Genomic DNA, 25,012 nt, shown 5'->3' with positions numbered 1-25,012 from the left:
GACCGACGCATGCACCATCATCGCATGACGGCCGCGGAAGGAACCCGAACCATGGACACCACACGGCAACTGGCGCGGCATGTGCTCGCCGCCTGGCTCGACGATGTGCCGGACGACGTGCGGCACGAGGCACGCCGCGCCCTCGTCAATTTCGTCGGCTGCGCGCTCGGCGGCAGCACCCATTCCGCGATGGACATCGCGATCCGGGCGCTGGGCCCCTACACCGGCCTGCCGACCGCCATCGCGATCGGCCGGGCGGAGCGGTACGACCCGCTGTTCGCGTCGCTGCTGAACGGCATCAGCTCGCACGTCCACGACTACGACGACACCACCCCGGCCAACTACATCCACCCGACCTCCCCGGTGGCCTCGGCGCTGTTCGCCTACGCCAGCGTGACGCCGGTGCGCGGGGACGACTTCCTCAACGCCTTCATCCTCGGCTTCGACGTGGTGTCGCGCATCGGCAACGCCACCTACCCCGCGCATTACGACGCCGGCTGGCACAGCACCGGATCGGTCGGCGTGTTCGGGGCGGCGGTGGCGGTGGGGCGCCTGCTGGGCCTGACCGAGGAGCAGATGGTCTGGGCCATCGGGCTGGCCGCGACGCAGGCGGCCGGCATCCGGGAGATGTTCGGCTCCATGGCCAAGTCCTTCCACCCCGGCCGCTCGGCGCAGAGCGGCTACATGGCGGCCCTGCTCGCGCGCGAAGGCTTCACCAGCGGCGTGCACGGGCTGGAGGGGCCGCGCGGCTTCGCCGCCGTCCTGTCGGCGCGCTACGACCTGTCGAAGGTCACGGACGGGCTCGGCACCGACTACGAGCTGCGGGTCAACACCTACAAGCCATTCCCCTGCGGCATCGTCACCCACCCGACCATCGACGCCTGCATCCAGCTCCGCGCCGAGCACGCCATCGACGCGGCGGACGTCGATGCGGTGCGGCTGCGGGTCGCCCCGCTGGTCAAGGACCTGTGCGACAAGAAGCACATCAGCCGTGGCCTGGAAGGCAAGTTCTCCGCCTACCACGCGGCCGCCATCGGGCTCGGCCGCGGCCGGGCGGGGCTGGCCGAGTTCTCGGACGAGGCGGTCAACGATCCCCTGCTCCGCGGCCTGCGCGAGCGGGTGGAGTCCATCGGCGATCCCGCCGTCAGCGAGGACGGCGTGGTGGTCGAGGTGACCCTGAAGGACGGCCGGACCCTCACCAAGGTCCTGGAAGCGTCCATCGGCAACCTGAAACGGCCGCTGACCGACGCCCAGCTCGAGACCAAGTTCCGCGACCAGGCGACGGTCCTGCCGGCCGACCGGGTCGACGCGCTGATCGCCCGCTGCTGGACCATCGACGGGCTGGACGATGTCGGGCCGCTGCTGGCGCTGGCCGTACCCGCGGCGTGATCCACGGGCAACGACACAAACACCAAGGGAGGAAACCATGAAGGCAATCGCAGCAATCCTGGGGGCGGTGCTCCTGGCCGGATCGGTCGGCGCGGCCCGCGCCGAAGTGAGCGAATTGAACGTGCCACTGGGGGCCGGCGGTTTCGGTTTCCTCCCCCTCCACATGATGCAGAAGCACAAGCTGGTGGAGAAGCAGGCGGCGGCGGCGGGGCTCAAGGTGACCGTCAACTGGGCGAACATCGGCGGCCCGTCGGTCATGAACGACGCGCTGCTGTCGGGCTCCGCCCACTTCATCTCCGCCGGACCGCCGGCCTTCCTCACCCTGTGGGACCGCACCCGCACCCACATGGGGGTCAAGGGCGTGGCGGCGATGAGCTCCATGCCCATGTACCTCAACGCCCGCGCGCCGCATCTGAAGTCCATCGACGACCTGACGCCCACCGACAAGATCGCGGTGACCTCGGTCAAGGTCTCCATCCCCTCGATCATCATGCAGATGTACGCCCGTCAGAAATACGGGCCGAAGGAGGTGTTCCGCTTCGACCCGAACACGGTCTCCATGACCCACCCGGACGCGCTGATCGCGCTGGTGTCCGGGAACACCTCGGTCGCCGCGCATTACGCGTCGATCCCCTTCCACCAGCGGGAGATCAAGGATCCGGCCATCCGCACCATCATGACCTCGGACGACGTCATGGGCGGCTCGACCACCTTCACCATGATCTCCACCACCACCAAGTTCCGGACGGAGAACCCCAAGGTCTACGCCGCCTTCGTCGAGGCGCTGGTGGAGGCCCAGCGCATGATCAACGCCGACAAGCGCGCCGCCGCGCAGACGCTGCTGGAAACGATGACGGGCAGCGGCTGGTCGGTGGAGGATCTGCTGGCGATCCTGGAGGATCCCAAGCTGAAATACACGACGGTGCCGGAGAACGTCATGAAGTACGCCAACTTCATGCACGAGATCGGCTCTCTGAAGCACAAGCCGGCCGGCATCGCCGACTTGTTCTTCGACGGTGCGGACGTGTCGTCGGGGCATTGACGGAGCGGCCGGCGGGTGGTCCGGCAGCAATCCACATTTCGGGAGGGCTTCCGGTCCCGGGTGGCGGCCGGGTAGCCTTCCCGGGAGGCGTGCCGTACCGTGACACGTCGCGCGCCGCGGGGTTGCGGTTGAACACAGGGCAATGAGGACGAGGCAATGGAGTACGTCAGGTTCGGCAGGACGGGACTGAAGGTGTCGCGCATCTGCCTGGGGTGCATGACCTTTGGAGCGTCCGACCGGGGGGCCCACCCGTGGACGATCGACGAGGAACGCAGCCGCCCGCTGATCAAGCAGGCGCTCGACCTCGGCATCAATTTCCTGGACACGGCCAACAGCTATTCGGACGGCACGTCGGAGGAGATCGTCGGGCGCGCGCTCAAGGACTTCGTCCGCCGCGAGGAGATCGTGCTGGCAACGAAGGTCCACATGCGGATGCGGCCGGGACCGAATGGTGCCGGCCTGTCGCGCAAGGCCATCCTCACCGAGATCGACGCCAGCCTGAAACGGCTGGGGACCGACTATGTGGACCTCTACCAGATCCATCGCTGGGACTACGACACGCCGATCGAGGAGACGCTGGAGGCCCTGCACGATGTGGTCAAGGCAGGCAAGGTCCGCTACATCGGCGCCTCGTCCATGCACGCCTGGCAGTTCGCGATGGCGCTCCACACCGCGCGGATGAACGGCTGGACCGAGTTCATCAGCATGCAGAACCATATCAGCCTCCTCTACCGCGAGGAGGAGCGCGAGATGCTGCCGCTGTGCCGCGATCAGGGCGTCGCCGTCATCCCCTGGAGCCCGCTGGCCCGCGGACGCCTGACCCGCGCCTGGGACGAGACCAGCGAGCGGCAGGAAACCGACAAGTTCGGCCGCAGCCTCTACGGAACCGCGTGGCATTCGGACCGCCGGATCGTCGAGGCGGTCGGCGCCATCGCGGCGGAGCGGGGGGTGCCGCGGGCGCAGGTGGCCATGGCCTGGGTCCTCCAGAAGGGCGGGGTGACCGCCCCGATCGTCGGCGCCGGCAAGCCGAACCACCTCACCGACGCCGTGGCCGCCCTGTCGCTCACCCTGACCGCGGAGGAGATCGGACGGCTGGAGGAGCCCTACGTCCCCCGCCCGGTCGCCGGCTTCTCGTAAGCGCCGCACGGCGGGTGTGGCTTCCGTTGCTCCTCACTCCCAGGCTTCGTGATAGAGGCCGACGATCTCGTCGGCCGTCGGAACGCGCGGGTTGTTGCCAGGGGAGCCGGAAGCCAGCGCCTGCGCCGCCATGGTGTCCACCACGGCGCGGTAGCGGTCGCGGTCGATGCCCCACTGCTTCGGCGTCGGGACCGCCAGCTCGGCGTTGAGCGCGCGCAGCTCGTGCAGCAGCGCGTCCACCGCCCCGGCGCTGTCCGTGCCGGGTGGCACGATCCCCATGGCGATGGCGCAGTCCGCGTAGCGCTCCAACGCCGCCGGGGCGGAGAAGGCGGTCACCGCCGGCAGCAGCATGGCGTTGCTGAGACCGTGCGGCACATGGAAGAACGCCCCGATCGGCCGGCTCATGCCGTGCACCAGCGCCACCGAGGCGTTGGAAAATGCGATGCCGGCCTGGGTGGCGCCCAGCATCATCGCCGCGCGCGCCGCCCGATCGCCGGGTGTCCGGCAGACCCGGCGGAGGTTGGGCGCAATGGCGCGCATCGCCTGGAGCGCCATGCCGTCGGAGAACGGGTTGGCCTTGCGGCTCACATAGGCCTCGATGGCGTGTGTCAGCGCGTCGATCCCGGTGTCGGCGGTCAGCCGGGGCGGCTTGCCGAGCGTCAGCTCGAAGTCGACGATCGCCGCCACCGGCAGATAGGCGAGCCCCACGCACAGCATCTTCTCGTCGGTCCGCTCGTCTGTGACGATGGTGAAGCGGGTGGCCTCCGACCCGGTGCCGGCCGTGGTCGGCACCGCGATGATGGGCAGGCCCGGCCGGTCCTCCTGGTGCGGCGCCTTCAGATCGCGCATGCGCCCGCCACGCCGCGCCAGAACCGCCACCGCCTTGGCGGTGTCGATCGGGCTGCCGCCGCCGAAGCCGACGACGCAGTCATGATCCCGCCCGTGCAGCGCCGCGAGAGCGGCGGCGACGGACGCTTCGGTCGGATCGGGCACGGCGTCGGCGAACACCGTGGCGTCGATGCCCCCGGCCCGCAACGCCGCCAGCAGGCGTTCGACGAGGCCGTGATCGAGCAGGAAGCGGTCGGTCACCACCAGCGGCCGGGAAAGGCCGAGCTGGCGCAGCGTCTCCCCGGTTTCCTGGAGCGCCCCGCCACCGATCCGCAGCAGTCTGGGCAACGCGATGGACGTCATGAGTTCCTCCCCTGGTTCTGTTGGCCCTGGTTCTGTTGGCCCTGGTTCCGTTGCCCCGAGGAATACTCTTGACGTTCCCGCACAGACAGCGGAGATATCGCGCAAAGTCTGTGCGGAAATGCCCAATGCCCTCCAGCTCCTTCGACTGGAACGACCTGCAATTCTTCCTGGCCGTGGCGCGGTCGGGGACCATCTCCGCCGCCGGGCGGCGGCTCGGCGTCGACCATGCGACCGTCAGCCGGCGCGTCGCCGCGCTGGAGGAGGCTCTGGAGGCGAAGCTGTTCGAACGGAACCTGCGCGGCTACAACCTGACGCACACCGGCGAACGGCTGCTCAGCTCGGCCGAGGCTATCGAGGCGGAGGCGCAGCACGCCGAGCGGCAGGTGGCCGCCGACGGCCAGAGGGTGTCGGGCACCGTACGGATCAGCACGCTGGAGGGATTCGGAAACTACTTCCTGGCGCCCCGGCTCCCGGCGCTCGCCGCCGCGCACCCGAACCTGTCGGTCGAGCTGGTGTCGATCCAGCAGATCATCGCCCTGTCCAGGCGGGAGGCCGACGTGGTCGTGACGCTGCGGCGCCCCGACGGCGACCGCTTCGTCGCCGAGCCGCTCACCGATTACGCGCTGTTCGTCTACGGCGCGCGCGACTATCTGGAGCGCACGGGCACGCCGCGCACGGTCGCGGAGCTCGGCGGGCATCCGTTCGCCGGCTACATCGAGGAGCTGATCTTCACGCGCGGCCTGGACTATCTGGACGACATCGTTCCGGGGCTGCGGCCCCGGCTGCAATGCTCCAGCCTGCACGCGCAGATGGCGACGGTGGCCGCCGGCTTCGGGCTGGCGGTGCTTCCGGCCTTCGTTGCGGACCCGCAACCGTCGCTCGTCCGGGTGTTGCCGGACCAGGCGTCGCTGGTCCGCACCTACTGGCTGGTCAGCCACACGGAGGTGGCGGAGGTGGCGCGGGTGCGGCTGGCCCGCCGCTTCATCCGGGAGCAGGTGGCGGCGGCGCGCGACCGGTTCCTCGGGAGTGCGGCCTGAGCGGCCGGCCGGGGGGGTGATTCCTCCCGGCCGGCCGGCGTCAATGGTCGAGATCGCCCTGGGCGAAGAAGTGCTTGCGGATGTCCTGCGTCAGCTTCACGAAGCGGGGCTCGCCCATGACCGAGAGCTCGCGCGGACGCCGCAGATCGATGTCGTAGATGGCTTCGATGGCGCCGGGCCGGCTCGACATCACCACGACGCGGTCGGCGAGATAGACCGCCTCGGGGATGCTGTGGGTGATGAGGAGGACGGTCTTGCGCGTCTCGTACCAGATGCGCTGGAGCTCGGCGTTCATGCGCTCACGCGTCATGGCGTCGAGCGCACCGAACGGCTCGTCCATCAGCAGCACGCTGGGGTCGTGCACCAGCGCCCGGCAGATGGACGCGCGCTGCTGCATCCCACCCGACAGCTCCCACGGATAGCGGTTTTCAAACCCTTCCAGACCCGAGGTCTTGATGAGCGTGTCCGCCGCCTTGGCGTAGGCGGCGGTGTCGCGGCCGCGCATCTGGACCTGCAGAAGGATGTTGTCGCGCACCGATCGCCACGGCAGGAGCACCGGGCTCTGGAACACGATGCCGATGTCGTCGATCGGCTTGTCCACCTCGACCCCGCCGATCCGGATCGAGCCGCTGGTGGCCGGAAGCAGCCCGGCCACCAGTTTCAGCAGCGTGCTCTTGCCACAGCCGCTGGGGCCGACGATCGCCACGAACTCGCCCTTGGCGATGTCGAGATCGATCGGCTTCAGCGACGGCACCGCCCCGGTCTTCGACCGGTAGGTCTTGGTCAACCCCCGGATCCGGATGTGGACGTCGCCCACGGCTGCGTTCGGCTCGGTCATGTCCGCACGGACCTCCCTGACGAATGCCCTCACGGCAGGAAGCTCCCATTGAAATAGTCGTCCGGCTTGCCGCGGTCGCTCTGGGCGAGGCCGCCGTACTGGGTCAAGGTTTCCAGCGTCTCGGCGATCAGGGACGGGTCCATCTGGAACGGCCGACGGCCGGGTGTCGGGTCGGCGCGGTAGAGCGCTTGCGAATATTGCAGGCTGCGGAGCTGCCCCTCGGGCAGACCGATCTTGGGGTATGCCTTGAGCAGCAGGTCGACGGCGCCCTTCGGGTCCTTCTCGGCGTCCTCGACGGCGCGGGTGGTGGCGCGCATGAAGCGCTTCACCAGATCGCCCTTCGTGGCGATCGTGTCGTTGCTGACCACGATGCCGAACCCGACGAGCGTCATGCCGGCGTCGGCGTAGCGCAGGATGGTCACCGGCTTGTTGATGATGTCGGGCAGCCGGGCGCCCTGTTCGGTGGAGGTGCCGATCAGGCCGTCCGCCTGGCCGTTGACCACGGCGTTCAGCTTGGTCTGGGCATCGCCGGCCACCGTGCGGACGGAGCTTTCGGCGACCCCGATCTTCTTGAGGTAGAGCGGCCAGAAGGGCGTCACCGAATCACCGGGCGTGATGGCGATCGTCTTGCCGGCGAGATCCTGGGGGGACTTGATCTTGCCTTCGGGTGCGATGACGGCGCCGGGGGTCTTCTGGACCAGGACACCGACCGACTTGACCGGCGCACCCTTCGTGGCCGCCCGGATCATGACGCTCACATCGGCGAACCCGAAGGTCACCGTGCCGGCCGCCACCGCCTGGACGGTCACGCCGGAACCGCGGCCTTCCTGGATTTCGAGGTCGATGCCCTCGTCCTTGTAGTAGTTCTTCAGCGCGCCGGCCACGAAGGGCGCGTGTTCGCCGTAAACATACCAGTTGAGCATCAGCACCGCCTTGTCCGCGGGCTGGGCCAGGGCGAAGCCCGGCAGCAGCGCCACGGCGCAGGCCAGCAAGAATGGTTTGTTGAGCATCGTGTCCTCCCTTTCCGTGCCGCGCCGTTTTCCGGCGCGACGGGTTCAGTTTGTTCCGACGAAGTCCCCGCGGTGCGACGCGTGCCAGGGGATGAGCAGGCGTTCGGCGAAATCGATCGCCGTGAACAGCAGCACCCCCATGAGCGACAGGATGAACAGGGCGGCGAACATCAGCGGCAGGTCGAAGTTTCCGTTGGCGATCTGCAGCACATAGCCGATGCCCGAGTTCGAGCCGACGAACTCGCCCACGACCGCCCCCACCACCGCCAGCGTGATGGACACCTTCAAGCCGCCGAAGATGCTGGGCAGGGCGTTGGGAAGGCGGATCCGCAGAAAGGTCCGCAGCGCACCCGCCCGCATCGAGCGGGCGAGGTCCAGCATGTCGTTGTCGATGCTCTTGAGGCCGAGCACGGTCGCCACCACCACCGGGAAGAAGCCCAGCAGGAAGGCCGAGATCACCTTCGGTGCGATGCCGAAGCCGAACCAGACGACGAACAGCGGCGCCACCGCGATCTTGGGAACGCTCTGCGAGAACACCAGGATCGGGTAGAGATAGCTCTCCACCGTGCGGGAGGAGGCGATCAGCATGGCCGTCGGTATGCCGAAAAGGGCGCTGAGCGCAAAGCCGCCGAGCGTCGCGTAGAGGGTGGGCATCGTCTCGCGCAGCAGCATCGGCCATTGCGCGAACAGTTCCAGCACCACCGCCGTCGGCGCGGGGATCAGGTAGGGCGGGATCTTGAAGAGGCGCACCCCCACGTCCCAGCCGACCAGGATGATGACGATCAGCAGGGCCGGGCGGATGGCCTCCGAGCCGGCCAGCCTTCGGAGCGAGCGGATGATGGGCATCGTGTGCGGTCTCCCTTCGGCCGTCTAGACGACGGTCTGGTTCTGCTCGCCGAGGCCGGCGATGGACAGGCGGACATGGTCGCCACGCTTCAGATAGACCGGGGGCCGCTGCCCCAGCCCGACGCCCGCGGGCGTGCCGGTGATGATGAGATCGCCCGGCAGCAGCGTCATGAACCGGCTGATGTAGCTGACCACCGTGGCGACCCCGAAGATCATCTCCCCGGTGGTGCTGGACTGGCGGCGCACGCCGTTCACGTCGCACCACAGCGCCAGCGCCTGCGGGTCGCCGACCTCCTCGGCCGTGACCAGCCAGGGGCCGACCGGGCAGAAGCCGTCGTGGCTCTTGCCCTTGGTCCACTGGCCGCCGCGTTCGAGCTGGTGGCCGCGTTCGGAGACGTCATGGGCGACGCAGTAGCCGAACACGTGGGCGAGCGCGTCCTCCACCGCCACGCACCGCGCCCTGCGGCCGATGACGACGCCGAGTTCGACCTCCCAGTCGGTCTTGTCCGCGTCGTCCGGCAGCCGGATCGGGTCGTCCGGTCCCGACAGCGCGGTCGTCGCCTTGAGGAACAGGATCGGTTCCGCCGGGATGGGGGCGCCACACTCGCGGGCGTGATCGTGGTAATTGAGACCGACGCCGACGATCTTGCCGATGCCCGCCAGCGGGCAGCCGAGCCGCACCGCACCCTCGACGGCCGGCAGGGCCGCCGGGTCGAGCGCCGCCAGCGCGGCCATCGCCGCGGAATCGCCGATGAGCGCGGCATCGATGTCGGCCGTATGGTCCGCCAGGCTGCGGACCGTGCCGGCCGGGTCCAGCAGGCCGGGGCGTTCATGGCCGGCCTCGCCGTAGCGCAGAAGCTTCATGGCGTGTCCTCGACGCTTGCGGTACCGGGATGCCGGACATCCACCGACCGGATGCGTGTCTCCAGCCAGTAGGTGGTCGTGACAAGGTCGCGGACCTCGGGTCCCAGGGCGGCCTTGAGGCCTTCCGCCGCCTGCTCCGCCGGCCCCTTGTCCAGAAGCTCCACGAGGATGAGGTACTGGCGCTGGCCGGGGCCGGCCTCGTAGATCTTGCGCTCCGCCGTCATGATCCTCGACGCCTCGGTGTCCATGTCGTACAGCGAGGCGCGCAGTTCCGGGGCGGGCGGGCGGGCCATCCACGCTTCCAGCCGTGCAGCGACCTCCGGTCCGGTCGCGGGGGCGTTGAAGCGCATCTGAAGGATGTAGGGGACGTGCGTCGGCACCGACCCCATGACCGTGACCCGGCGGTAGATGCTGCGCTCGGGATTCCGGAAATGGGTGAGCGCCTCCTTCGTCCAGGGGGTAGGGCGGTTGAGCGCGGCGAGGTAGGGGCCGCTGCTCAGAACCCCCGGGTCCTGCGTCAGGTAGCACATGAAGAACATCGGGCCGTCGGCGAGCGCGCGGTAGCGGCGTCCCTCGATGAAGCCGGGAATGCCGACCCGCTCCGGCATGTGCTCGCAGTTGTGCCATTCCTGGTAGGTGAGCCGGTAGTCGGCGTCGATGTCCGACCAGAAGCCCATGAAGCCGTGGCTGTCCATGGTCCCTGCCTTCGTCCGGGGGTCAGAACAGGCCGTCGCGCACTTCGTAGCGGGTCGGCTTGTCGTAGACCGGCCCGTCGTTCCGCACCCAGTCGGCGACCCAGTCGATCATCCGCGCCAGCGGCACGTTGGGGTAGCCGAACAGCCGCTGCGACTGGAAGGTGCTGTTGACCCACGCGGTCGGCTGCTCGACGCCCTCGAACAGCGGCTCCTTCCCGAGGATGCGGCCGAAGGCGTGGGCGATGGCCCGCACGCTGGCCTGTTCCGGCCCGCCGATGTTGAGGGCCGAGGTCGGTGCGGTGCAATGCTTCAGCGCCCGGAGGATCTGGGCGTTGGCATCGCCCTGCCAGATGACGCTGGCGTGACCGGTGGCGATCGGGATCGGCTCCCCCCGATGGACCCAGCTCGCGATGTCGTGGAGGACGCCGTAGCGCAGGTCGATGGCGTAGTTCAGCCGGATCAGCCGGCCGGGCGTCCCATAGCGCCGCGACCCGTATTCGAAGGCGCGCTCGCGCCCGACGCAGGAGTTGGCGTAGTCGCCGAGCGGACGGGGCTGGACGCTCTCGTCCCACCCATTGTGGGCGACGACGCCGAACGGATAGACGCACAGCGTCGAGAAGGCGATGATCCGGGATTCGCGGTAATGCTCGGCGACGGTCGCGGGGGCGGTGGTGTTCATCGCCCAGGCGAAGGACGGGTCGTCGTTGGTCCCGAACTTCTTGCCCGCCATGTACACGACGTTGGCCGCCGTCGGCAGCTTCGCCACCGCGGCCCGGTCCAGCAGGTCGCACTTGATGGTCTCGATCCCGTGGCGCTCCAGCTCCTCGCGCGAGCCGGGCTCGGTGAAGCGCGCCACCCCGATCACCGTCTTGCCGGGTGCCGCACGCTTGGCCATCCGGGCGAGCGAGGGGCCCACCTTGCCGGCGACCCCGAGCACGATGATGTCGCCGTCCAGTTCCGCGAAATCGTCCACCAGCCCCTGGGTGGGCCGGGAGACCAGCTCCTCCAGCTCCTCCTCGGTCTTGATCAGGTCGGGCAGGCTGTCAAAGGTCAGGCGTTCGGACACGTTCCGCTCCCATGTGCGATGTAGTGTGCCGGATTCCTCGGGCGGCTCCGGCGGCATCGATTTGTTGAGGGTAACAGCGTTATCTGTCGATCAATGGTTTCCATGCCTACAACCGGCTGTCAACCGCATTTTTCGTGCCGTGAAAGCGATTTTCCGGCTTGATTGGGGTGGATCAGGTGATAACGTCGTTACCTGTTTTCAGGCATCAAACCCGACCAAGGTCCCCATCATGTCGAAAGTCGATCCGCTCGTCGGTCCCGCGGAGAAGCCGGACGAAACCATCGTCTCGGTGGCGCGTGCCTTCGAAATCGTCGAAATGCTGGCGGATTCCGTGGATGGAATGCCCTTGGCGGAAGTGTCCCGGCGCCTGTCGCTCAACAAGGCCATCGTCATCAAGCTTCTGCACACGCTGGAAAATTTGATGCTGGTGTGGCGGGACGAGCGGGCGCAACGCTATTATCTGACCTACCGGATCAGCAACCTGGGCCTGCGGCATCTCCAGACCAGCCGGCTGCTGGACCAGTGCTCCGCCGCGCTGCGCCAGCTCGCGGAGGAGACGGGGGAGCTGGTGCGCCTCGCCATCGTGGAGCCGGGCGGCCGGCGGATAGTGTGGGTGCAGTCCTTCGCCGGCAGCAAGCGGTCGCTGCGGATCGACCCCAACTACACGCTGGAGATCGGCCTGCACACCCACGCCACCGGCAAGGCCTGGCTGTCCACCCTGCCGTTCCCCGACGCGCTCAAGCTGCTGCTCCAGCAGGGCATCGGTCCGCTCACCCCGCATTCCAAGACCACCATCACCGAGATCCGCGAGGAGCTGGAGCAGGTGGCGCGCCAGGGCTACGCGCTCAGCTACGAGGAGAACGAGCTGGGGGTGGGCGCGGTCGCCGCCCCCATCTTGGCGTCAACTCTGGGCGGTGCTGCGGAATGCGTCGGCGTGGTCAGCCTTGCCGCACCCACCAACCGGATGAGCCGGTCCGACCTCGAATCCTGCGGCCACATCGTGGTCGCCACCACCACCCGCCTGGGCGAGACCTGGCCGCTGGAGGCCCGCGCGCGCAGCGGCGCCTTCCCGCGCATGGTCGAGTGACCCGCGACCCCATCACCTGGAGATCCGTCCCGATGAACGGCTGTCCCCGCCTGCGGCTGGAGGGATTCGCGCTGCGCGAGCGCTCGGTCGACCTGCGGCTTCCCTTCCGCTTCGGCGTCGTCACCGTCACGCGGGCGACCCAGGCGGTTCTGTCCGCGTCCATCACTCTGTCCGACGGCCGCAGCGGCACGGGCTTTGCCGCGGAATGCCTGTTGCCGAAATGGTTCGACAAGAATCCGGCGCAGACCGACGACGACAACATGGACCAGCTCCGGCTGTCGCTGGCGATCGCGTTCGACCTCTACCGGAACGCCGGTGAGGACACCGCCTTCGGCTTGTCCGCCGGGCTGTACCGCGAGCAGCAGGCGCGTTGCGCGGCGCGCGGCCTCAACCCGCTGGTCGCGTCCTACGGTCCCGCCCTGGTCGACCGGGCCATCCTCGACGCGCTCGGCCGCCGGCTCGGGCTCTCCTTTGCCGCCATGATCCGCGGCAACCTGCCGGGCATCGACACGGGTGCACTGACGCCGGACCTGGCCGGCTTCGACCTGCCGACCTTTCTCGCCGGCCTCTCGCCCGCGCCGACCATCGCCGTCCGGCACACGGTCGGCCTCGTCGACGCGCTGACCGCCGCGGACGTGACGGAGCGGCGCGACGACGGGCTGCCGGAGACGCTGGAGGAGGTGGTGCGCGATTATGGTTGCCGGTACTACAAGCTGAAGGTCGGCGGCGACGTGGCCGCCGATCTCGACCGGCTGTCCCGCATCGCCTCGATCCTCGACGCCGGCGCCGGCGACTACCTCTCGACCCTCGACGGCAACGAGCAGTACGAGGATGTGGAGGGCATCACCGAGCTGTGGCGCCGCATGGGCGAGACGCCGGCCCTGCGGCGGATGGTGCGATCGGTCCTGCTGATCGAGCAGCCGATCAAGCGCGCGGTGGCGCTCGACCGGCCGGTGGCGGCGCTGGCGGCGGAGAAGCCGCTCATCATCGATGAATCGGACGGGGACATCGACGCCTTCCCGCGAGCCGTGGCGCTCGGCTACAGCGGCGTGTCCAGCAAGAGCTGCAAGGGCTTCTACAAATCGATCCTCAACGCCGCCCGCGCGGCGCATCTCAACGCGAAGCCGGACCGCAAGGCGCACCATTTCCTCTCAGCCGAGGATCTGTGCACGTGGCCGGGGCTGTGCACGCAGCAGGATCTGGCGCTGGTGTCGCTGCTCGGTCTGACGCATGTGGAGCGGAACGGCCATCACTACATCGACGGCATGTCCTTCGCGCCGGAGGCCGAACAGGACGCCTTCCTGTCCGCCCATCCCGACCTCTACCACCGCCCGCCCGGCGGGCCCGTGCGGCTGAGGATCCGGAACGGCGACCTCCAGATCGGGTCGCTGGACGGTCCGGGATTCGCCGCCGGAGTCCCGGTTGACGTGCTGCTGCCCGCGCAAGGGGAACAGAGAGCCGGATCGCCGGCCTGACAGAGGACAGCGCGCGGCGTATGAGCGTGCAGTCGGCGGAGGAGACGATCCGCATCCTGCATGAGGAGCGCCCGACCTCGCTGGTGAATCCGGAGGTGTGGGACGACCACCTCCGGCGGCTGCAACGCTCGTCTTGACCGGCTCTCCGGTCAGGGGCGCCACGGGTGCGTCGCGTGGGCAAAAGTCTGATAGTCAAACAGTATGACTATACAGCCGACCGCGGTTGTGCCATAAGGGCACATCTTCAAACGCCCGACGGAAGCGCGGGGTTGGACGGGAGGGGGAAACGTCATGCGTCTCAAGACTTTGCTCACGGCGACGGCGCTCGCGGCGGGGGTGGCGGTGTCGGCCCAGGCGGCCGACCTGACCGTCGGCTTCTCGCAGATCGGGTCGGAATCCGGCTGGCGCGCCGCGGAGACGACGGTGTCGAAGGCGGAAGCCAAGAAGCGGAACGTCACCCTCAAGATCGCGGACGCCCAGCAGAAGCAGGAGAACCAGATCAAGGCGATCCGCTCCTTCATCGCGCAGGGCGTGGACGCCATCTTCCTGGCCCCGGTGGTCGCCACCGGCTGGGATTCGGTGCTGAAGGAGGCGAAGGAGGCGAAGATCCCGGTCGTCCTGCTCGACCGCGACATCGACCCCTCGGGCAAGGACCTCTATCTGACCGCGGTCACGTCGGACAGCGTGCATGAGGGCAAGGTCGCCGGTGACTGGCTGGCCAAGCAGGTCGGCGGCAAGCCCTGCAACGTGGTCGAGCTGCAGGGCACCGTGGGGGCCAGCGTCGCCACCAACCGCAAGAAGGGCTTCGACACCGCCATCGCGTCCCATCCCAACATCAAGCTGGTGCGCAGCCAGACCGGCGACTTCACGCGCTCCAAAGGCAAGGAGGTGATGGAGAGCTTCATCAAGGCCGAAGGCGGCGGCTCGTCCATCTGCGCGGTCTACGCCCACAACGACGACATGATGATCGGCGCCATCCAGGCGATGAAGGAGGCCGGGCTGAAGCCGGGCAAGGACGTGCTGACCGTGTCCATCGACGCCGTTCCCGACATCTTCAAGGCGATGGCGGCCGGGGAGGCCAACGCCACCGTGGAGCTGACGCCCAACATGGCCGGCCCGGCGCTCGACGCCATCATCGACTACAAGGCCAACAACAAGACCCCGCCGAAGTGGATCCAGACGGACTCCAAGCTCTTCACCGCGGCCGACGAGCCGATGAAGGTCTACGAGAGCAAGAAAGACCTCGGTTACTGAGCGACGGTCCTGCGCCGGGGGGTGCCGCGCGGATCGCGGGTGCCCCCTGTCGCCGTCACCGTGCTTGGCCCCGTGGACCGGAGCTGGAGTCCCGATGCCGACGACGCTTCCTGAGCGCCCTCTGCTGGAGGTGCGCGGGCTTACCAAGAGCTTTGCCGGACTGCGCGCGCTGGACGGGGTGGATTTCACCCTGCGCGCCGGCGAAATCCACGCGCTGCTCGGCGAGAACGGCGCCGGCAAGTCCACCCTGATCAAGGTGGTCACCGGCGTCCTGTCCCGCGACGCCGGGACGGTCGCCTTGGACGGCCGCGCCATCGCCCCGCGCACCGCCGGGCAGGCGGCCGAGGCGGGCATCGCCACCGTCTACCAGGAGGTGAACCTGCTGCCCAACCTGTCGGTGGCGCAGAACCTCTTCCTGGGGCGCGAGCCGACGCGCTTCGGGATCGTGCGTGGCGGCGCCATGCGCCGGCGCGCGCGCGAGATTCTCAAGGATTTCGGCCTCGCCATCGACGTGGCGGCGCCGCTCGGGGAGTATTCGGTGGCGGTGCAGCACATCATCGCCATCGCCCGCGCGGTCGATCTGTCGGCCCGCGTGCTGATCCTCGACGAGCCCACCGCCAGCCTGGATGCCCACGAGGTGGAGGTGCTGTTCGCCGTGATGCGCCGGCTGGCGTCGCGCGGCATCGGCATTGTTTTCGTCACCCATTTCCTGGATCAGGTCTACACGATCTGCGACCGCATCACCGTGCTGCGCAACGGCCGGCTGGTGGGTGAGCGGGAAACAGCGTCTCTGCCGCGCCTGGATCTCGTGACCATGATGCTGGGACGCGAGCTGTCGGAGGCCACCCACGAGCGATCGCACGCGGCGCTGGACGGCGGATCGGCTGCGTACGCCAGCTTCACCGGCTTCGGCAAGGCGGCCTATGTGGCGCCGTTCGATCTCGCCCTTCACCGGGGCGAGGTGGTCGGGCTCGCCGGCCTTCTCGGGTCCGGCCGGACGGAAACGGCACGCCTGCTGTTCGGGGCGGAGCGTGCGGACCATGGCAGCGCCAGCGTGAACGGTCGGCCGGTGCGGCTGGGCTCGCCGCGCGACGCCATCCGCCTCGGCTTCGGCTATTGCCCGGAGGAGCGCAAGACCGACGGGATCGTCGCCGAGCTGACGGTGCGCGAGAACATCGTGCTGGCGCTCCAGGCCCGCCGCGGCTTCCTGCGGCCCCTGTCGCGGCGCCGGCAGGACGAGATCGCGGGGCGCTTCATCCGGCTGCTCGACATCCGCCCGGCGGACCCGGAACGGCCCATCGGGCTGCTGTCCGGCGGCAACCAGCAGAAGGCGCTGCTCGCCCGCTGGCTCGCCACCGAACCGGAGCTGCTGATCCTCGACGAGCCGACCCGCGGCATCGACGTCGGCGCCCACGCCGAGATCATCCGCCTCATTCGCCAGCTCTGCGCCGACGGGCTGGCGCTGCTGGTGGTGTCGTCGGAGCTGGACGAGATCGTCGCCTACGCCGACCGCGTGGTCGTGCTGCGCGACCGCGCCCATGTGGCGACGCTGGAGGGGGAGGCGGTCAGCGAGACCGCCATCCTGTCGGCGATCGCGGCCACGGATGCCGTCGCCGGGCGGCACGCGGCATGAGGGCGGCCATGGCACTCCGACTGCCGCGCGCCGGCACCCCGCAGATCCTGGCCTTCCTCGCCATCCTGGCGGTCAACTGGGTGGTGTCGCCGCAATTCTTCGACACGCGCTTCCAGGACGGCCGGCTCTTCGGCAGCCTGGTGGACGTGTTCAACCGCGGGGCGCCGGTGGCGCTGCTGTCGATCGGCATGGCGCTGGTGATCGCCACTCGCGGCATCGACCTGTCGGTCGGGGCCGTCATGGCCATTTGCGGGGCCGTCGCGGCCAGCCTCGCCGACAGCCACCCGCTGCCGGTGGCGCTTGGCGCCGCGCTGGGCGCCGGCCTGCTCTGCGGCCTGTGGAACGGGCTGCTGGTCGCGGTGCTGGGCATCCAGCCGATCGTCGCCACCCTGATCCTGATGGTGGCGGGGCGCGGCATCGCGCAGCTCATCACCGAGGGCCGCATCGTCACCTTCTCCGATCCTGGTCTGGCGTGGTTCGGCGGCGGCTCGGTGTTGGGCGTGCCGGCGGCGGTCGCCGTCGTCTTCGGCATGCTGCTGCTGACCGTGGCGCTGGTGCGCGGCACGGCGCTGGGCCTGATGATCGAGGCCACCGGCGGCAACGCGCGGGCCAGCGCGCTGGCCGGGGTCGGCACGCGGGCGATGACGCTCGCCGTCTACATCTGGTGCGGGCTGTGCGCGTCGCTGGCCGGCATCGTGGCGGCGGCCGACATCCGGGGCGCCGACGCCAACAACGCCGGCCTGTGGCTGGAGCTGGACGCGGTGCTGGCGGTGGTGATCGGCGGAGCGTCTCTGTTCGGCGGGCGCTTCAGCCTGGGGCTGGCGGTCCTGGGGGCGCTGATCATCCAGGCCATGAACACCGGCATCCTGCTGTCCGGCTTCCCGCCGGAGTTCAACCTGATCGTCAAGGCCGTCGTGGTGCTGGCGGTCCTGCTGGTCCAGTCCCCGGCGCTGGTCGGAATCCTGCCGAGCCGCCAATGGGGTCGCTCTTGGAGGCGCCGATGAACCGCCTGCTGCCCGTCCTCGTCACCACGGCGGTGTTCCTGATCGGCTTCGCGCTGTGCTGCCTGCAGTTCCCCAACTTCCTGTCCACGCGGGTGGTGTTCAACCTGCTGACCGACAACGCCTTTCTCGGCATCGTCGCGGTCGGGATGACGTTCGTCATCATCTCCGGCGGGATCGACCTGTCGGTCGGCTCGGTGATCGGCTTCACCACGGTGTTCCTGGCGCTCGCCATCCAACGGGCGGGGCTGCCGCCCCTGGTCGCCTTCGCGCTGGTGCTGGTGGTCTGCGCCGCCTTCGGGGCGGCGATGGGGGCTGTCATTCATCACCTGGAGATGCCGCCCTTCATCGTCACGCTCGCCGGGATGTTCCTGGCGCGCGGCGCCAGCTTCCTGCTGTCCACGGAATCGATCCCGATCGACGCGGCCCTCTACACGGACCTGCCGGACGCCGCGATCCGGCTGCCGGGCGGCGGGCGGTTGACCGTCATCGCCATGATCATGCTGGCGGTGTTCGTGGCCGGCGGGCTGCTGCTGCACGTCACGCGCTTCGGAGCCACCGTCTACGCGCTCGGCGGCAACCGGACGGCGACGGCGCTGATGGGGGTGCGGGTCGGCCGCACCACGATCCTGATCTACACGCTGTCCAGCCTTCTGGCCGGCCTGTCGGGCATCGTCTTCTCGCTCTACACCTCGTCGGGCAATTCGCTGGCGGCCACGGGCGTGGAGCTGGACACCATCGCCGCGGTGGTGATCGGCGGAACGCTGCTGACGGGCGGGCAGGGGTTCATGTTCGGGACCTTCATCGGTGTCCTGATCCAGGGGCTGATCGCCACCTACATCACCTTCGACGGGACATTGTCGAGCTGGTGGACCAAGATCGCGACCGGCGTCCTTCTCTTCGCCTTCATCGCGTTCCAGCAATCGATGGTCGGTCTGGCCGGGCGACGGTCGCGCCGGCGGGCCGCGGGAGTGGCACCGGCATGACATCCCAACTCGTCGTCATCCCCACCCGGCGCGCCCACTCCAACCACGCGGAGGTGGCGCGCTCCATCGGGGTGGACATCATCGCCGGCCGCTACCCGGAGGGCTGCAAGCTGCCGGGCGACGCGGAGCTGACCGCGCTCTTCCGGGTCTCACGCCCCGTGCTGCGCGAGGCGGTGAAGACGCTGGTCGCCAAGGGGCTGCTCAGCACCAAGGCCAAGGTCGGCACGGTGGTGCGCGAGCGCGGCCTGTGGAACATGTTCGACCCGGACGTGCTGGCGTGGCACCTGGACGCCGGCATCGACGGCCGCTTCCTGCGCGACCTTGCCGAGATCCGGCTGGCGGTCGAGCCGCGGGCCGCCGAACTCGCCGCCGGCCGCCGCAGCGTTGCCGACCTCGCCGCGATGCGCGCCGCGGTCGCCCGCATGGCGCGCGAGCCGTCGGATTCGGTGGGTTTCGCGGACGGCGACCTGCAACTGCACATCGCCGTCGCCAACGCGTCGGGAAACCCGTTCATGCGCTCGGTGGGCGCGGTGATCGAGGCGGCGCTGCGCGCCTCCTTCCTGCTCAGCGCCCCGGTCGAGGAGACCGCGCGCAGCACCGCCATCACCGCCCACGCCGCCATCGTCGATGCGATCGAGGCGGGCGACGCCGGGCGCGCCGGGGCGGCGATGACGGGTGTGATCATGAACGGCCTGCGCCGCCACGGCACGGCCAGATGAGGAGAGGACGAAGCATGTCGTTGCAGCCCTACAAGGGCGTTTTCCCGGTCGCCCCCACGGTCTTCGACGCGCAGGGCGCGCTCGACCTGGAGGGTCAGAAGCGCGCGGTCGATTTCATGATCGACGCCGGCTCGCACGGGATCTGCATCCTGGCGAACTTCTCCGAGCAGTTCGTGCTGACCGACGCCGAGCGCGAGGCGGTGATGACGACCGTGCTCGACCATGTCGCCGGCCGGGTGCCTGTGATCGTCACCACCACCCATTTCTCCACCGCCGTGTGCGCCGAGCGCAGCCGGCAGGCGGAGGCCGCGGGTGCCGCCATGGTGATGATCATGCCGCCCTATCACGGCGCCACCTTCCGGGTGCCGGAAGCGGCCATCTATGATTTCTACCGGGCGGTGTCCGACGCGATCTCCATCCCGATCATGGTGCAGGACGCGCCGGTCGCCGGCACGCCGATGTCGGCCGCCTTCCTCGCCCGGATGGCGCGGGAGATCGCCAACCTCGCCTATTTCAAGATCGAGGTGCCGCAGGCCGCGGCCAAGCTGCGCACGCTGATCGAGCTGGGCGGCGACGCCATCGAGGGGCCGTGGGACGGGGAGGAGGCCATCACCCTGATGGCCGATCTCGACGCCGGGGCCACCGGTGCCATGACCGGCGGCGGTTATCCCGACGGCATCCGCCAGATCACCGACCCCTGGTTCGCCGGGCGGCGGGAGGAGGCCATGGCGGCCTATGAACGCTGGCTGCCACTGATCAACTACGAGAACCGGCAGTGCGGGCTGGCCGCCTGCAAGGCGCTGATGAAGGAGGGCGGGGTGATCGCACACGAAACGGTGCGCCACCCGCTTCCCCCGCTGCACCCGGCGACGCGCGCCGGTCTGATCGAGATCGCGCGCCGGCTCGATCCCCTCGTTCTCCGGTGGGGCCGATGATGGACACTTCCGCCGAAAAGACTCCGGTCCGCCTCGCCATCGTCGGCCTCGGGAAGATCGCGCGCGACCAGCATCTGCCGGCCATCGCCGCCACCCCCGGCTTCACCGTGGCGGCGGTCGCCAGCCGCAACGCCGCGCTGGACGGCGTGCCGCATTTCCCCACCATCGAGGCGCTGCTGGAGGGCGCACCGGACGTCGAGGCGGTGGCGCTCTGCACCCCGCCGCAGGTGCGCCGCGCCCAGGCCGCCGCGGCGCTCGCCGCCGGCAAGCATGTGCTGCTGGAAAAGCCGCCCGGCGCCACGGTGGGCGAGCTGGCCCCACTGGCCGCCGCTGCCACGGCCAGCGGCCGGACGCTGTTCGCCACCTGGCATTCGCGCTTCGCCGCGGCGGTGGAGCCGGCCCGCGCCTTCCTGGCGGAGCACGCCGTCCGCTCGGTCACCATCACCTGGAAGGAGGATGTGCGCGTCTGGCACCCCGGCCAGGGCTGGATCTGGGAGCCGGGCGGGCTTGGGGTGTTCGACCCCGGCATCAACGCCCTGTCGATCCTGACGCGCATCCTGCCGCGGCCGGTGTTCCTGACCGCGGCGGAGCTGTCCTTCCCCGCCAACCGTCAGGCCCCGATCGCCGCCGATCTGAACTTCACCGACGAGGCCGGGACGCCGATCCGCGCCGAGTTCGACTTCCGCCAGACCGGGCCGCAGAGCTGGGACATCCGGGTGGTGACCGACGACGGGGTGCTCACCCTGTCCCATGGTGGCGCCCGGCTCGACCATGACGGCCGGTCGCTGGTGGACGGGACCGACGCCGAATACACCGGGATCTACCGCCATTTCGCCGGGCTGATCGCCCGCGGTGCGTCCGATGTGGACGCCCTGCCGCTGTCGCTCGTCGCCGACGCGTTCCTGCTCGGCCGGCGGCGCAGCGTGGAACCCTTCGAGGACTGATGATGACCGACACCCCCCGCAAGCTCCGTTCGCGCGCCTGGTTCGACAACGCCGCGAACATCGACATGACGGCGCTCTACCTGGAGCGCTACATGAATTTCGGGCTGAGCCTGGAGGAGCTGCAATCGGGCCGGCCGATCATCGGCATCGCCCAGACCGGGTCCGACCTGTCGCCCTGCAACCGCCACCATCTGGAGCTGGCGCACCGCGTGCGCGAGGGCATCCGCGAGGCCGGCGGCATCGCCATCGAGTTTCCGGTCCACCCGATCCAGGAGACCGGCAAGCGTCCGACCGCCGGGCTCGACCGCAACCTCGCCTATCTCGGGCTGGTGGAGCTGCTGTACGGCTACCCGCTGGACGGGGTGGTGCTGACCATCGGCTGCGACAAGACCACGCCCGCCTGCCTGATGGCGGCGGCCACCGTCAACATCCCCGCCATCGCGCTGTCGGTGGGGCCGATGCTGAACGGCTGGTTCCGCGGCGAGCGCACGGGCTCCGGCACCATCGTGTGGAAGGCGCGCGAGCTGCTGGCGGCGGGCGAGATCGACAACGCCGGCTTCCTCAAGCTGGTGGCGTCGTCGGCGCCGTCGACCGGCTACTGCAACACCATGGGCACGGCGACCACCATGAACTCCCTGGCCGAGGCGCTGGGGATGCAGCTTCCGGGTTCCGCGGCCATTCCCGCGCCCTACCGCGACCGGCAGGAGATCTCCTACCGCACCGGCCGGCGCATCGTGGAGATGGTGCACGAGGACCTGAAGCCCTCCGACATCCTGACCCGCGAGGCCTTCCTCAACGCGATCCGGGTCAACTCCGCCATCGGTGGTTCGACCAACGCCCCCATCCATCTCAACGCGCTGGCCCGCCACATGGGTGTCGAGCTGACGGTGGACGACTGGCAGACCCATGGCGAGGAGGTGCCGCTTCTGGTCAACCTCCAGCCGGCCGGCGAGTATCTGGGGGAGGATTACTACCGCGCCGGCGGCGTTCCCGCGGTGGTGAACCAGTTGATGGGTCAGGGGCTGATCGCCGAGGACGCGCTGACCGTCAACGGCCACAGCATCGGTGACAACTGCCGCGGTGCGGCGATCCTGGACGAGGCGGTCATCCGCCCCTACGGCCGGCCGCTGAAGGAGCGGGCCGGCTTCCGCGTCCTGCGTGGCAACCTCTTCGACTCCGCCATCATGAAGACGAGCGTGATCTCGGAGGAGTTCCGCACGCGCTACCTGTCCAACCCGGAGGATCCGGACGCCTTCGAGGGGCGCGCCGTCGTGTTCGACGGGCCGGAGGACTACCACGCCCGCATCGACGACCCGGCGCTGTCCATCGACGAGACCTGCGTGCTGTTCATGCGCGGGGCCGGCCCCATCGGCTATCCGGGCGCGGCCGAGGTGGTGAACATGCGCGCACCCGACTATCTGCTGAAGGCGGGGATCGCGGCGCTGCCCTGCATCGGCGACGGGCGGCAGTCGGGCACCTCCGGCTCGCCCTCGATCCTCAACGCCTCGCCGGAGGCGGCGGCCGGAGGCGGGCTCGCCCTGCTGCGCAGCGGCGACCGGGTGCGCATCGACCTGAGGGCGGGCCGTGTCGACATGCTCGTCCCTGACGAGGAGCTGACGGAGCGCCGCAACGCGCTGGAGGCGGCAGGCGGCTACCCCTACCCCGACCACCAGACCCCGTGGCAGGAGATCCAGCGCAGCCTCGTCGGACAGCTCGAGACCGGGGCGGTTCTGGAGCCCGCGGTGCGCTACCGGCGCATCGCCCAGACCAAGGGGATCCCCCGTGACAACCATTGAGCGGGTCCCGGTGGCGGTCCTCGGGGAGCACCGCTGCCACCTGGGGGAGGGGCCGGCCTACGACGCGGCGAGCGACACGGCCTGGTGGTTCGACATCCTGGAGCGCCGCCTGTTCGAGGCGCGGCTCGGCTCCGGCGGGGTGGTCGTCCACACCCTGCCGGTGATGGCGAGCGCGCTCGCCTATGTGGACGATGGGAGCCAGCTTCTGGTGGCGGAGGACGGGCTGTACCGGCGCGATGTCGCCGGCGGTCGCCTGACCCTGTTCCTTCCGCTGGAGGCCGACAACCCCGCCACCCGCTCCAACGATGCCCGGGTCCATCCCTCCGGCACATTCTGGATCGGCACCATGGGGCGGCAGGCGGAGGCGGGGGCCGGCACCATCCACGCCTTGCAGGGCGGGGTGCTGCACCGCCTCTACGACCGGATCACCATCCCCAACGCCATCTGTTTCGCGCCCGACGGCGCCACCGCCTATTTCACGGACTCGCCGACGAACCGGCTGTTCCGGGTGGCGGTCGATCCGTCCACCGGGCTTCCGGTGGGCGAGCCGGCGACGCTCCACCAACACGACGGTGCGGGTGGCCTGGATGGCGCCGTGGTCGACGCAGAGGGGCTGATCTGGTGCGCCCGCTGGGGCGCGGCCTGCGTCGATGCCTACACGCCGGTGGGCGACCGGGTGCGGACGCTGGCGGTGCCGGCGCTCCAGGCGAGCTGCCCGGTCTTTGTCGGGCGCGACTTCGGCCGCCTGCTGGTCACCTCCGCCTACGAGGGCATGGACGCGGCGGCGCGCGAGGCCGACCCGCAGCACGGCCTGACCTTTCTTCTCGACCCCGGCGTCCGGGGCCGACCGGAACCGCGGGTCCGCCTGGGCGACGGCTGACCCAGGCCACCCGGCAAAAACGACAGCACAACGCCATCATAAGAAAATCGGGAGCAGAACCATGCGCACGCTCAAGACGCTGTTTTCCGTATTCCTGGTCGGCACCGCCCTTGCCGGCAGCGCGCTGGCCCAGGACAAGGGGACCATCGGCATCGCCATGCCGACCAAATCCTCGGCCCGCTGGATCGCCGACGGCGACAACATGGTCAAGGCGCTGAAGGAGCGCGGCTTCGCCGCCGACCTGCAATACGCCGAGGACGACATCCCCAACCAGCTCTCGCAGATCGAGAACATGGTGACCAAGGGGGTGAAGGCGCTGGTGATCGCCTCGATCGACGGCACCACCCTGTCCGACGTGCTGCGCCAGGCGTCCTCGCGCGGGATCAAGGTCATCGCCTACGACCGGCTGATCCGCGACACGCCCAACGTCGATTACTACGCCACCTTCGACAATTTCCAGGTCGGGGTGCAGCAGGCGGAATCCATCGTCAAGGCGCTGGGGCTGCCGGACGCCAAGGGGCCGTTCACCATCGAGCTGTTCGGCGGCTCGCCCGACGACAACAACGCCTATTTCTTCTACAACGGCGCCATGTCGGTGCTGAAGCCGCTGATCGACGGCGGCAAGCTGGTGGTGCGCAGCGGCCAGATGGGCATGGACAAGGTGTCCACCCTGCGCTGGGACGGCGCCACCGCGCAGGCCCGCATGGACAATCTGCTGAGCGCCTATTACAGCAACGCCAAGCTCGACGCCGTGCTGTCGCCCTACGACGGGCTGTCGATCGGCATCCTGTCCTCCCTCAAGGGCGTAGGCTACGGCAGCGGCGGCATGAAGATGCCGGTGGTCAGCGGCCAGGACGCCGAGGTCCCCTCGGTCAAGTCGATCCTCGCCGGCGAGCAGTCCACGACGATCTTCAAGGACACCCGCGAACTCGCCCGCGTCGCGGCCGACATGGTCGATGCGATGATGAGCGGCAAGCCGGTGCCGGTCAACGACACCACGACCTACAACAACGGGGTCAAGGTTGTCCCCTCCTACCTGCTGAAGCCGGTGGTCGTGGACAAGTCGAACTGGGAATCGGTGCTGATCGGCAGCGGCTACTACAAGAAGAGCCAGATCAACTGAATCCAGCCGCCGCGGCCGGCCGGTGCGGGTGCCGGCCGCGGCGGATCGCCGGAGAGGGGCCGAC

23 protein-coding genes are annotated in these 25,012 nt (G+C 69.4%); 16 read left to right on the top strand and 7 right to left on the bottom strand.

What is annotated here, in order from left to right; genetic code table 11:
- Positions 1 to 51: 51 nt before the first annotated feature.
- From HL658_RS14480 to HL658_RS14470, 3 genes are all read left to right on the top strand, one after another.
- Positions 52 to 1,389 carry an MmgE/PrpD family protein gene (locus tag HL658_RS14480; protein WP_246337606.1) on the top strand — a complete coding sequence of 446 codons (1,338 nt, stop codon included), beginning with the start codon at positions 52 to 54 and terminating at the stop codon, positions 1,387 to 1,389.
- Between the two features lie 37 nt (positions 1,390 to 1,426).
- Entirely contained in the window at positions 1,427 to 2,431 is a 1,005-nt protein-coding gene (locus tag HL658_RS14475) for an ABC transporter substrate-binding protein (protein WP_180282801.1), read from the top strand.
- Positions 2,432 to 2,587: 156 nt separating this feature from the next.
- Positions 2,588 to 3,568 carry an aldo/keto reductase gene (locus HL658_RS14470; RefSeq protein WP_180282800.1) on the top strand — a complete coding sequence of 327 codons (981 nt, stop codon included), beginning with the start codon at positions 2,588 to 2,590 and terminating at the stop codon, positions 3,566 to 3,568.
- Positions 3,569 to 3,601: 33 nt separating this feature from the next.
- Here HL658_RS14470 and HL658_RS14465 read toward each other — a convergent pair whose 3' ends face one another.
- Complete coding sequence (locus HL658_RS14465) at positions 3,602 to 4,759, bottom strand: iron-containing alcohol dehydrogenase (protein WP_180282799.1); 1,158 nt, start codon at positions 4,757 to 4,759, stop codon at positions 3,602 to 3,604.
- Between the two features lie 125 nt (positions 4,760 to 4,884).
- On the opposite strand from HL658_RS14465, the gene HL658_RS14460 reads away from it, so the two are divergent.
- Complete coding sequence (locus HL658_RS14460) at positions 4,885 to 5,796, top strand: LysR family transcriptional regulator (protein WP_180282798.1); 912 nt, start codon at positions 4,885 to 4,887, stop codon at positions 5,794 to 5,796.
- Positions 5,797 to 5,836: 40 nt separating this feature from the next.
- Here HL658_RS14460 and HL658_RS14455 read toward each other — a convergent pair whose 3' ends face one another.
- From HL658_RS14455 to HL658_RS14430, 6 genes are read right to left on the bottom strand one after another with little or no spacing between them, the layout of a single operon-like run.
- Positions 5,837 to 6,634, bottom strand: coding sequence for an ABC transporter ATP-binding protein (locus HL658_RS14455; RefSeq protein ID WP_180282797.1), 798 nt, complete (start codon positions 6,632 to 6,634; stop codon positions 5,837 to 5,839).
- A 29-nt stretch (positions 6,635 to 6,663) separates the two neighbouring features.
- Entirely contained in the window at positions 6,664 to 7,644 is a 981-nt protein-coding gene (locus tag HL658_RS14450; RefSeq protein WP_180282796.1) for an ABC transporter substrate-binding protein, read from the bottom strand.
- A 45-nt stretch (positions 7,645 to 7,689) separates the two neighbouring features.
- Positions 7,690 to 8,490, bottom strand: a complete 801-nt coding sequence (locus HL658_RS14445) for an ABC transporter permease (protein ID WP_180282795.1) — start codon at positions 8,488 to 8,490, stop codon at positions 7,690 to 7,692.
- A gap of 24 nt (positions 8,491 to 8,514) precedes the next feature.
- Positions 8,515 to 9,354 (bottom strand): fumarylacetoacetate hydrolase family protein, encoded by an 840-nt coding sequence (locus HL658_RS14440; RefSeq protein ID WP_180282794.1) that lies wholly within the window; start codon positions 9,352 to 9,354, stop codon positions 8,515 to 8,517.
- Complete coding sequence (locus HL658_RS14435) at positions 9,351 to 10,049, bottom strand: hypothetical protein (RefSeq protein ID WP_180282793.1); 699 nt, start codon at positions 10,047 to 10,049, stop codon at positions 9,351 to 9,353. Before HL658_RS14435 ends, HL658_RS14440 begins: the two co-directional genes overlap by 4 nt.
- A 22-nt stretch (positions 10,050 to 10,071) precedes the next feature.
- Positions 10,072 to 11,115 (bottom strand): NAD-dependent epimerase/dehydratase family protein, encoded by a 1,044-nt coding sequence (locus HL658_RS14430; protein ID WP_343055108.1) that lies wholly within the window; start codon positions 11,113 to 11,115, stop codon positions 10,072 to 10,074.
- 229 nt (positions 11,116 to 11,344) lie between these two features.
- Here HL658_RS14430 and HL658_RS14425 point away from each other — a divergent pair, with 229 nt between their 5' ends.
- The 12 genes from HL658_RS14425 (at position 11,345) to chvE (ending at position 24,948) form a co-directional block, all read left to right on the top strand.
- The gene (locus tag HL658_RS14425) at positions 11,345 to 12,202 is read left to right on the top strand and encodes an IclR family transcriptional regulator (RefSeq protein ID WP_180282791.1); all 858 of its coding nucleotides are present in this window, start codon (positions 11,345 to 11,347) and stop codon (positions 12,200 to 12,202) included.
- A gap of 32 nt (positions 12,203 to 12,234) precedes the next feature.
- Positions 12,235 to 13,677 carry an enolase-like domain-containing protein gene (locus tag HL658_RS14420; RefSeq protein WP_180282790.1) on the top strand — a complete coding sequence of 481 codons (1,443 nt, stop codon included), beginning with the start codon at positions 12,235 to 12,237 and terminating at the stop codon, positions 13,675 to 13,677.
- A gap of 291 nt (positions 13,678 to 13,968) precedes the next feature.
- The gene (ytfQ, locus tag HL658_RS14415; RefSeq protein WP_180282789.1) at positions 13,969 to 14,931 is read left to right on the top strand and encodes a galactofuranose ABC transporter, galactofuranose-binding protein YtfQ; all 963 of its coding nucleotides are present in this window, start codon (positions 13,969 to 13,971) and stop codon (positions 14,929 to 14,931) included.
- Positions 14,932 to 15,025: 94 nt separating this feature from the next.
- On the top strand, positions 15,026 to 16,564 hold the full coding sequence (locus tag HL658_RS14410; protein WP_180282788.1) for a sugar ABC transporter ATP-binding protein: 1,539 nt from the start codon (positions 15,026 to 15,028) through the stop codon (positions 16,562 to 16,564).
- A gap of 8 nt (positions 16,565 to 16,572) precedes the next feature.
- Positions 16,573 to 17,568, top strand: coding sequence for an ABC transporter permease (locus HL658_RS14405; protein ID WP_180282787.1), 996 nt, complete (start codon positions 16,573 to 16,575; stop codon positions 17,566 to 17,568).
- Complete coding sequence (yjfF, locus tag HL658_RS14400; protein ID WP_180282786.1) at positions 17,565 to 18,551, top strand: galactofuranose ABC transporter, permease protein YjfF; 987 nt, start codon at positions 17,565 to 17,567, stop codon at positions 18,549 to 18,551. Before HL658_RS14405 ends, yjfF begins: the two co-directional genes overlap by 4 nt.
- Entirely contained in the window at positions 18,548 to 19,270 is a 723-nt protein-coding gene (locus tag HL658_RS14395; protein WP_180282785.1) for a FadR/GntR family transcriptional regulator, read from the top strand. The genes yjfF and HL658_RS14395 overlap by 4 nt, the downstream gene beginning before the upstream one ends.
- 14 nt (positions 19,271 to 19,284) lie before the next feature.
- Positions 19,285 to 20,205, top strand: coding sequence for a dihydrodipicolinate synthase family protein (locus HL658_RS14390; protein WP_180282784.1), 921 nt, complete (start codon positions 19,285 to 19,287; stop codon positions 20,203 to 20,205).
- Positions 20,202 to 21,149: a Gfo/Idh/MocA family protein gene (locus tag HL658_RS14385; RefSeq protein ID WP_246337605.1), complete on the top strand. Its 948-nt coding sequence runs from the start codon at positions 20,202 to 20,204 to the stop codon at positions 21,147 to 21,149. The genes HL658_RS14390 and HL658_RS14385 overlap by 4 nt, the downstream gene beginning before the upstream one ends.
- Before the next feature lie 2 nt (positions 21,150 to 21,151).
- Positions 21,152 to 22,945 (top strand): IlvD/Edd family dehydratase, encoded by a 1,794-nt coding sequence (locus tag HL658_RS14380; protein WP_211109737.1) that lies wholly within the window; start codon positions 21,152 to 21,154, stop codon positions 22,943 to 22,945.
- Positions 22,932 to 23,825 (top strand): SMP-30/gluconolactonase/LRE family protein, encoded by an 894-nt coding sequence (locus HL658_RS14375; protein WP_211109736.1) that lies wholly within the window; start codon positions 22,932 to 22,934, stop codon positions 23,823 to 23,825. Before HL658_RS14380 ends, HL658_RS14375 begins: the two co-directional genes overlap by 14 nt.
- 61 nt (positions 23,826 to 23,886) lie before the next feature.
- A complete protein-coding gene (chvE, locus tag HL658_RS14370) occupies positions 23,887 to 24,948 on the top strand; it encodes a multiple monosaccharide ABC transporter substrate-binding protein (RefSeq protein ID WP_180282782.1) in 1,062 nt (353 codons plus the stop codon).
- The last annotated feature ends 64 nt before the right edge of the window (positions 24,949 to 25,012 follow it).

Source organism: Azospirillum oleiclasticum, from assembly GCF_013423485.1.
Taxonomy (GTDB): Bacteria; Pseudomonadota; Alphaproteobacteria; order Azospirillales; family Azospirillaceae; genus Azospirillum; species Azospirillum oleiclasticum.
This window is presented reverse-complemented; position numbering and strand designations above follow the sequence as displayed.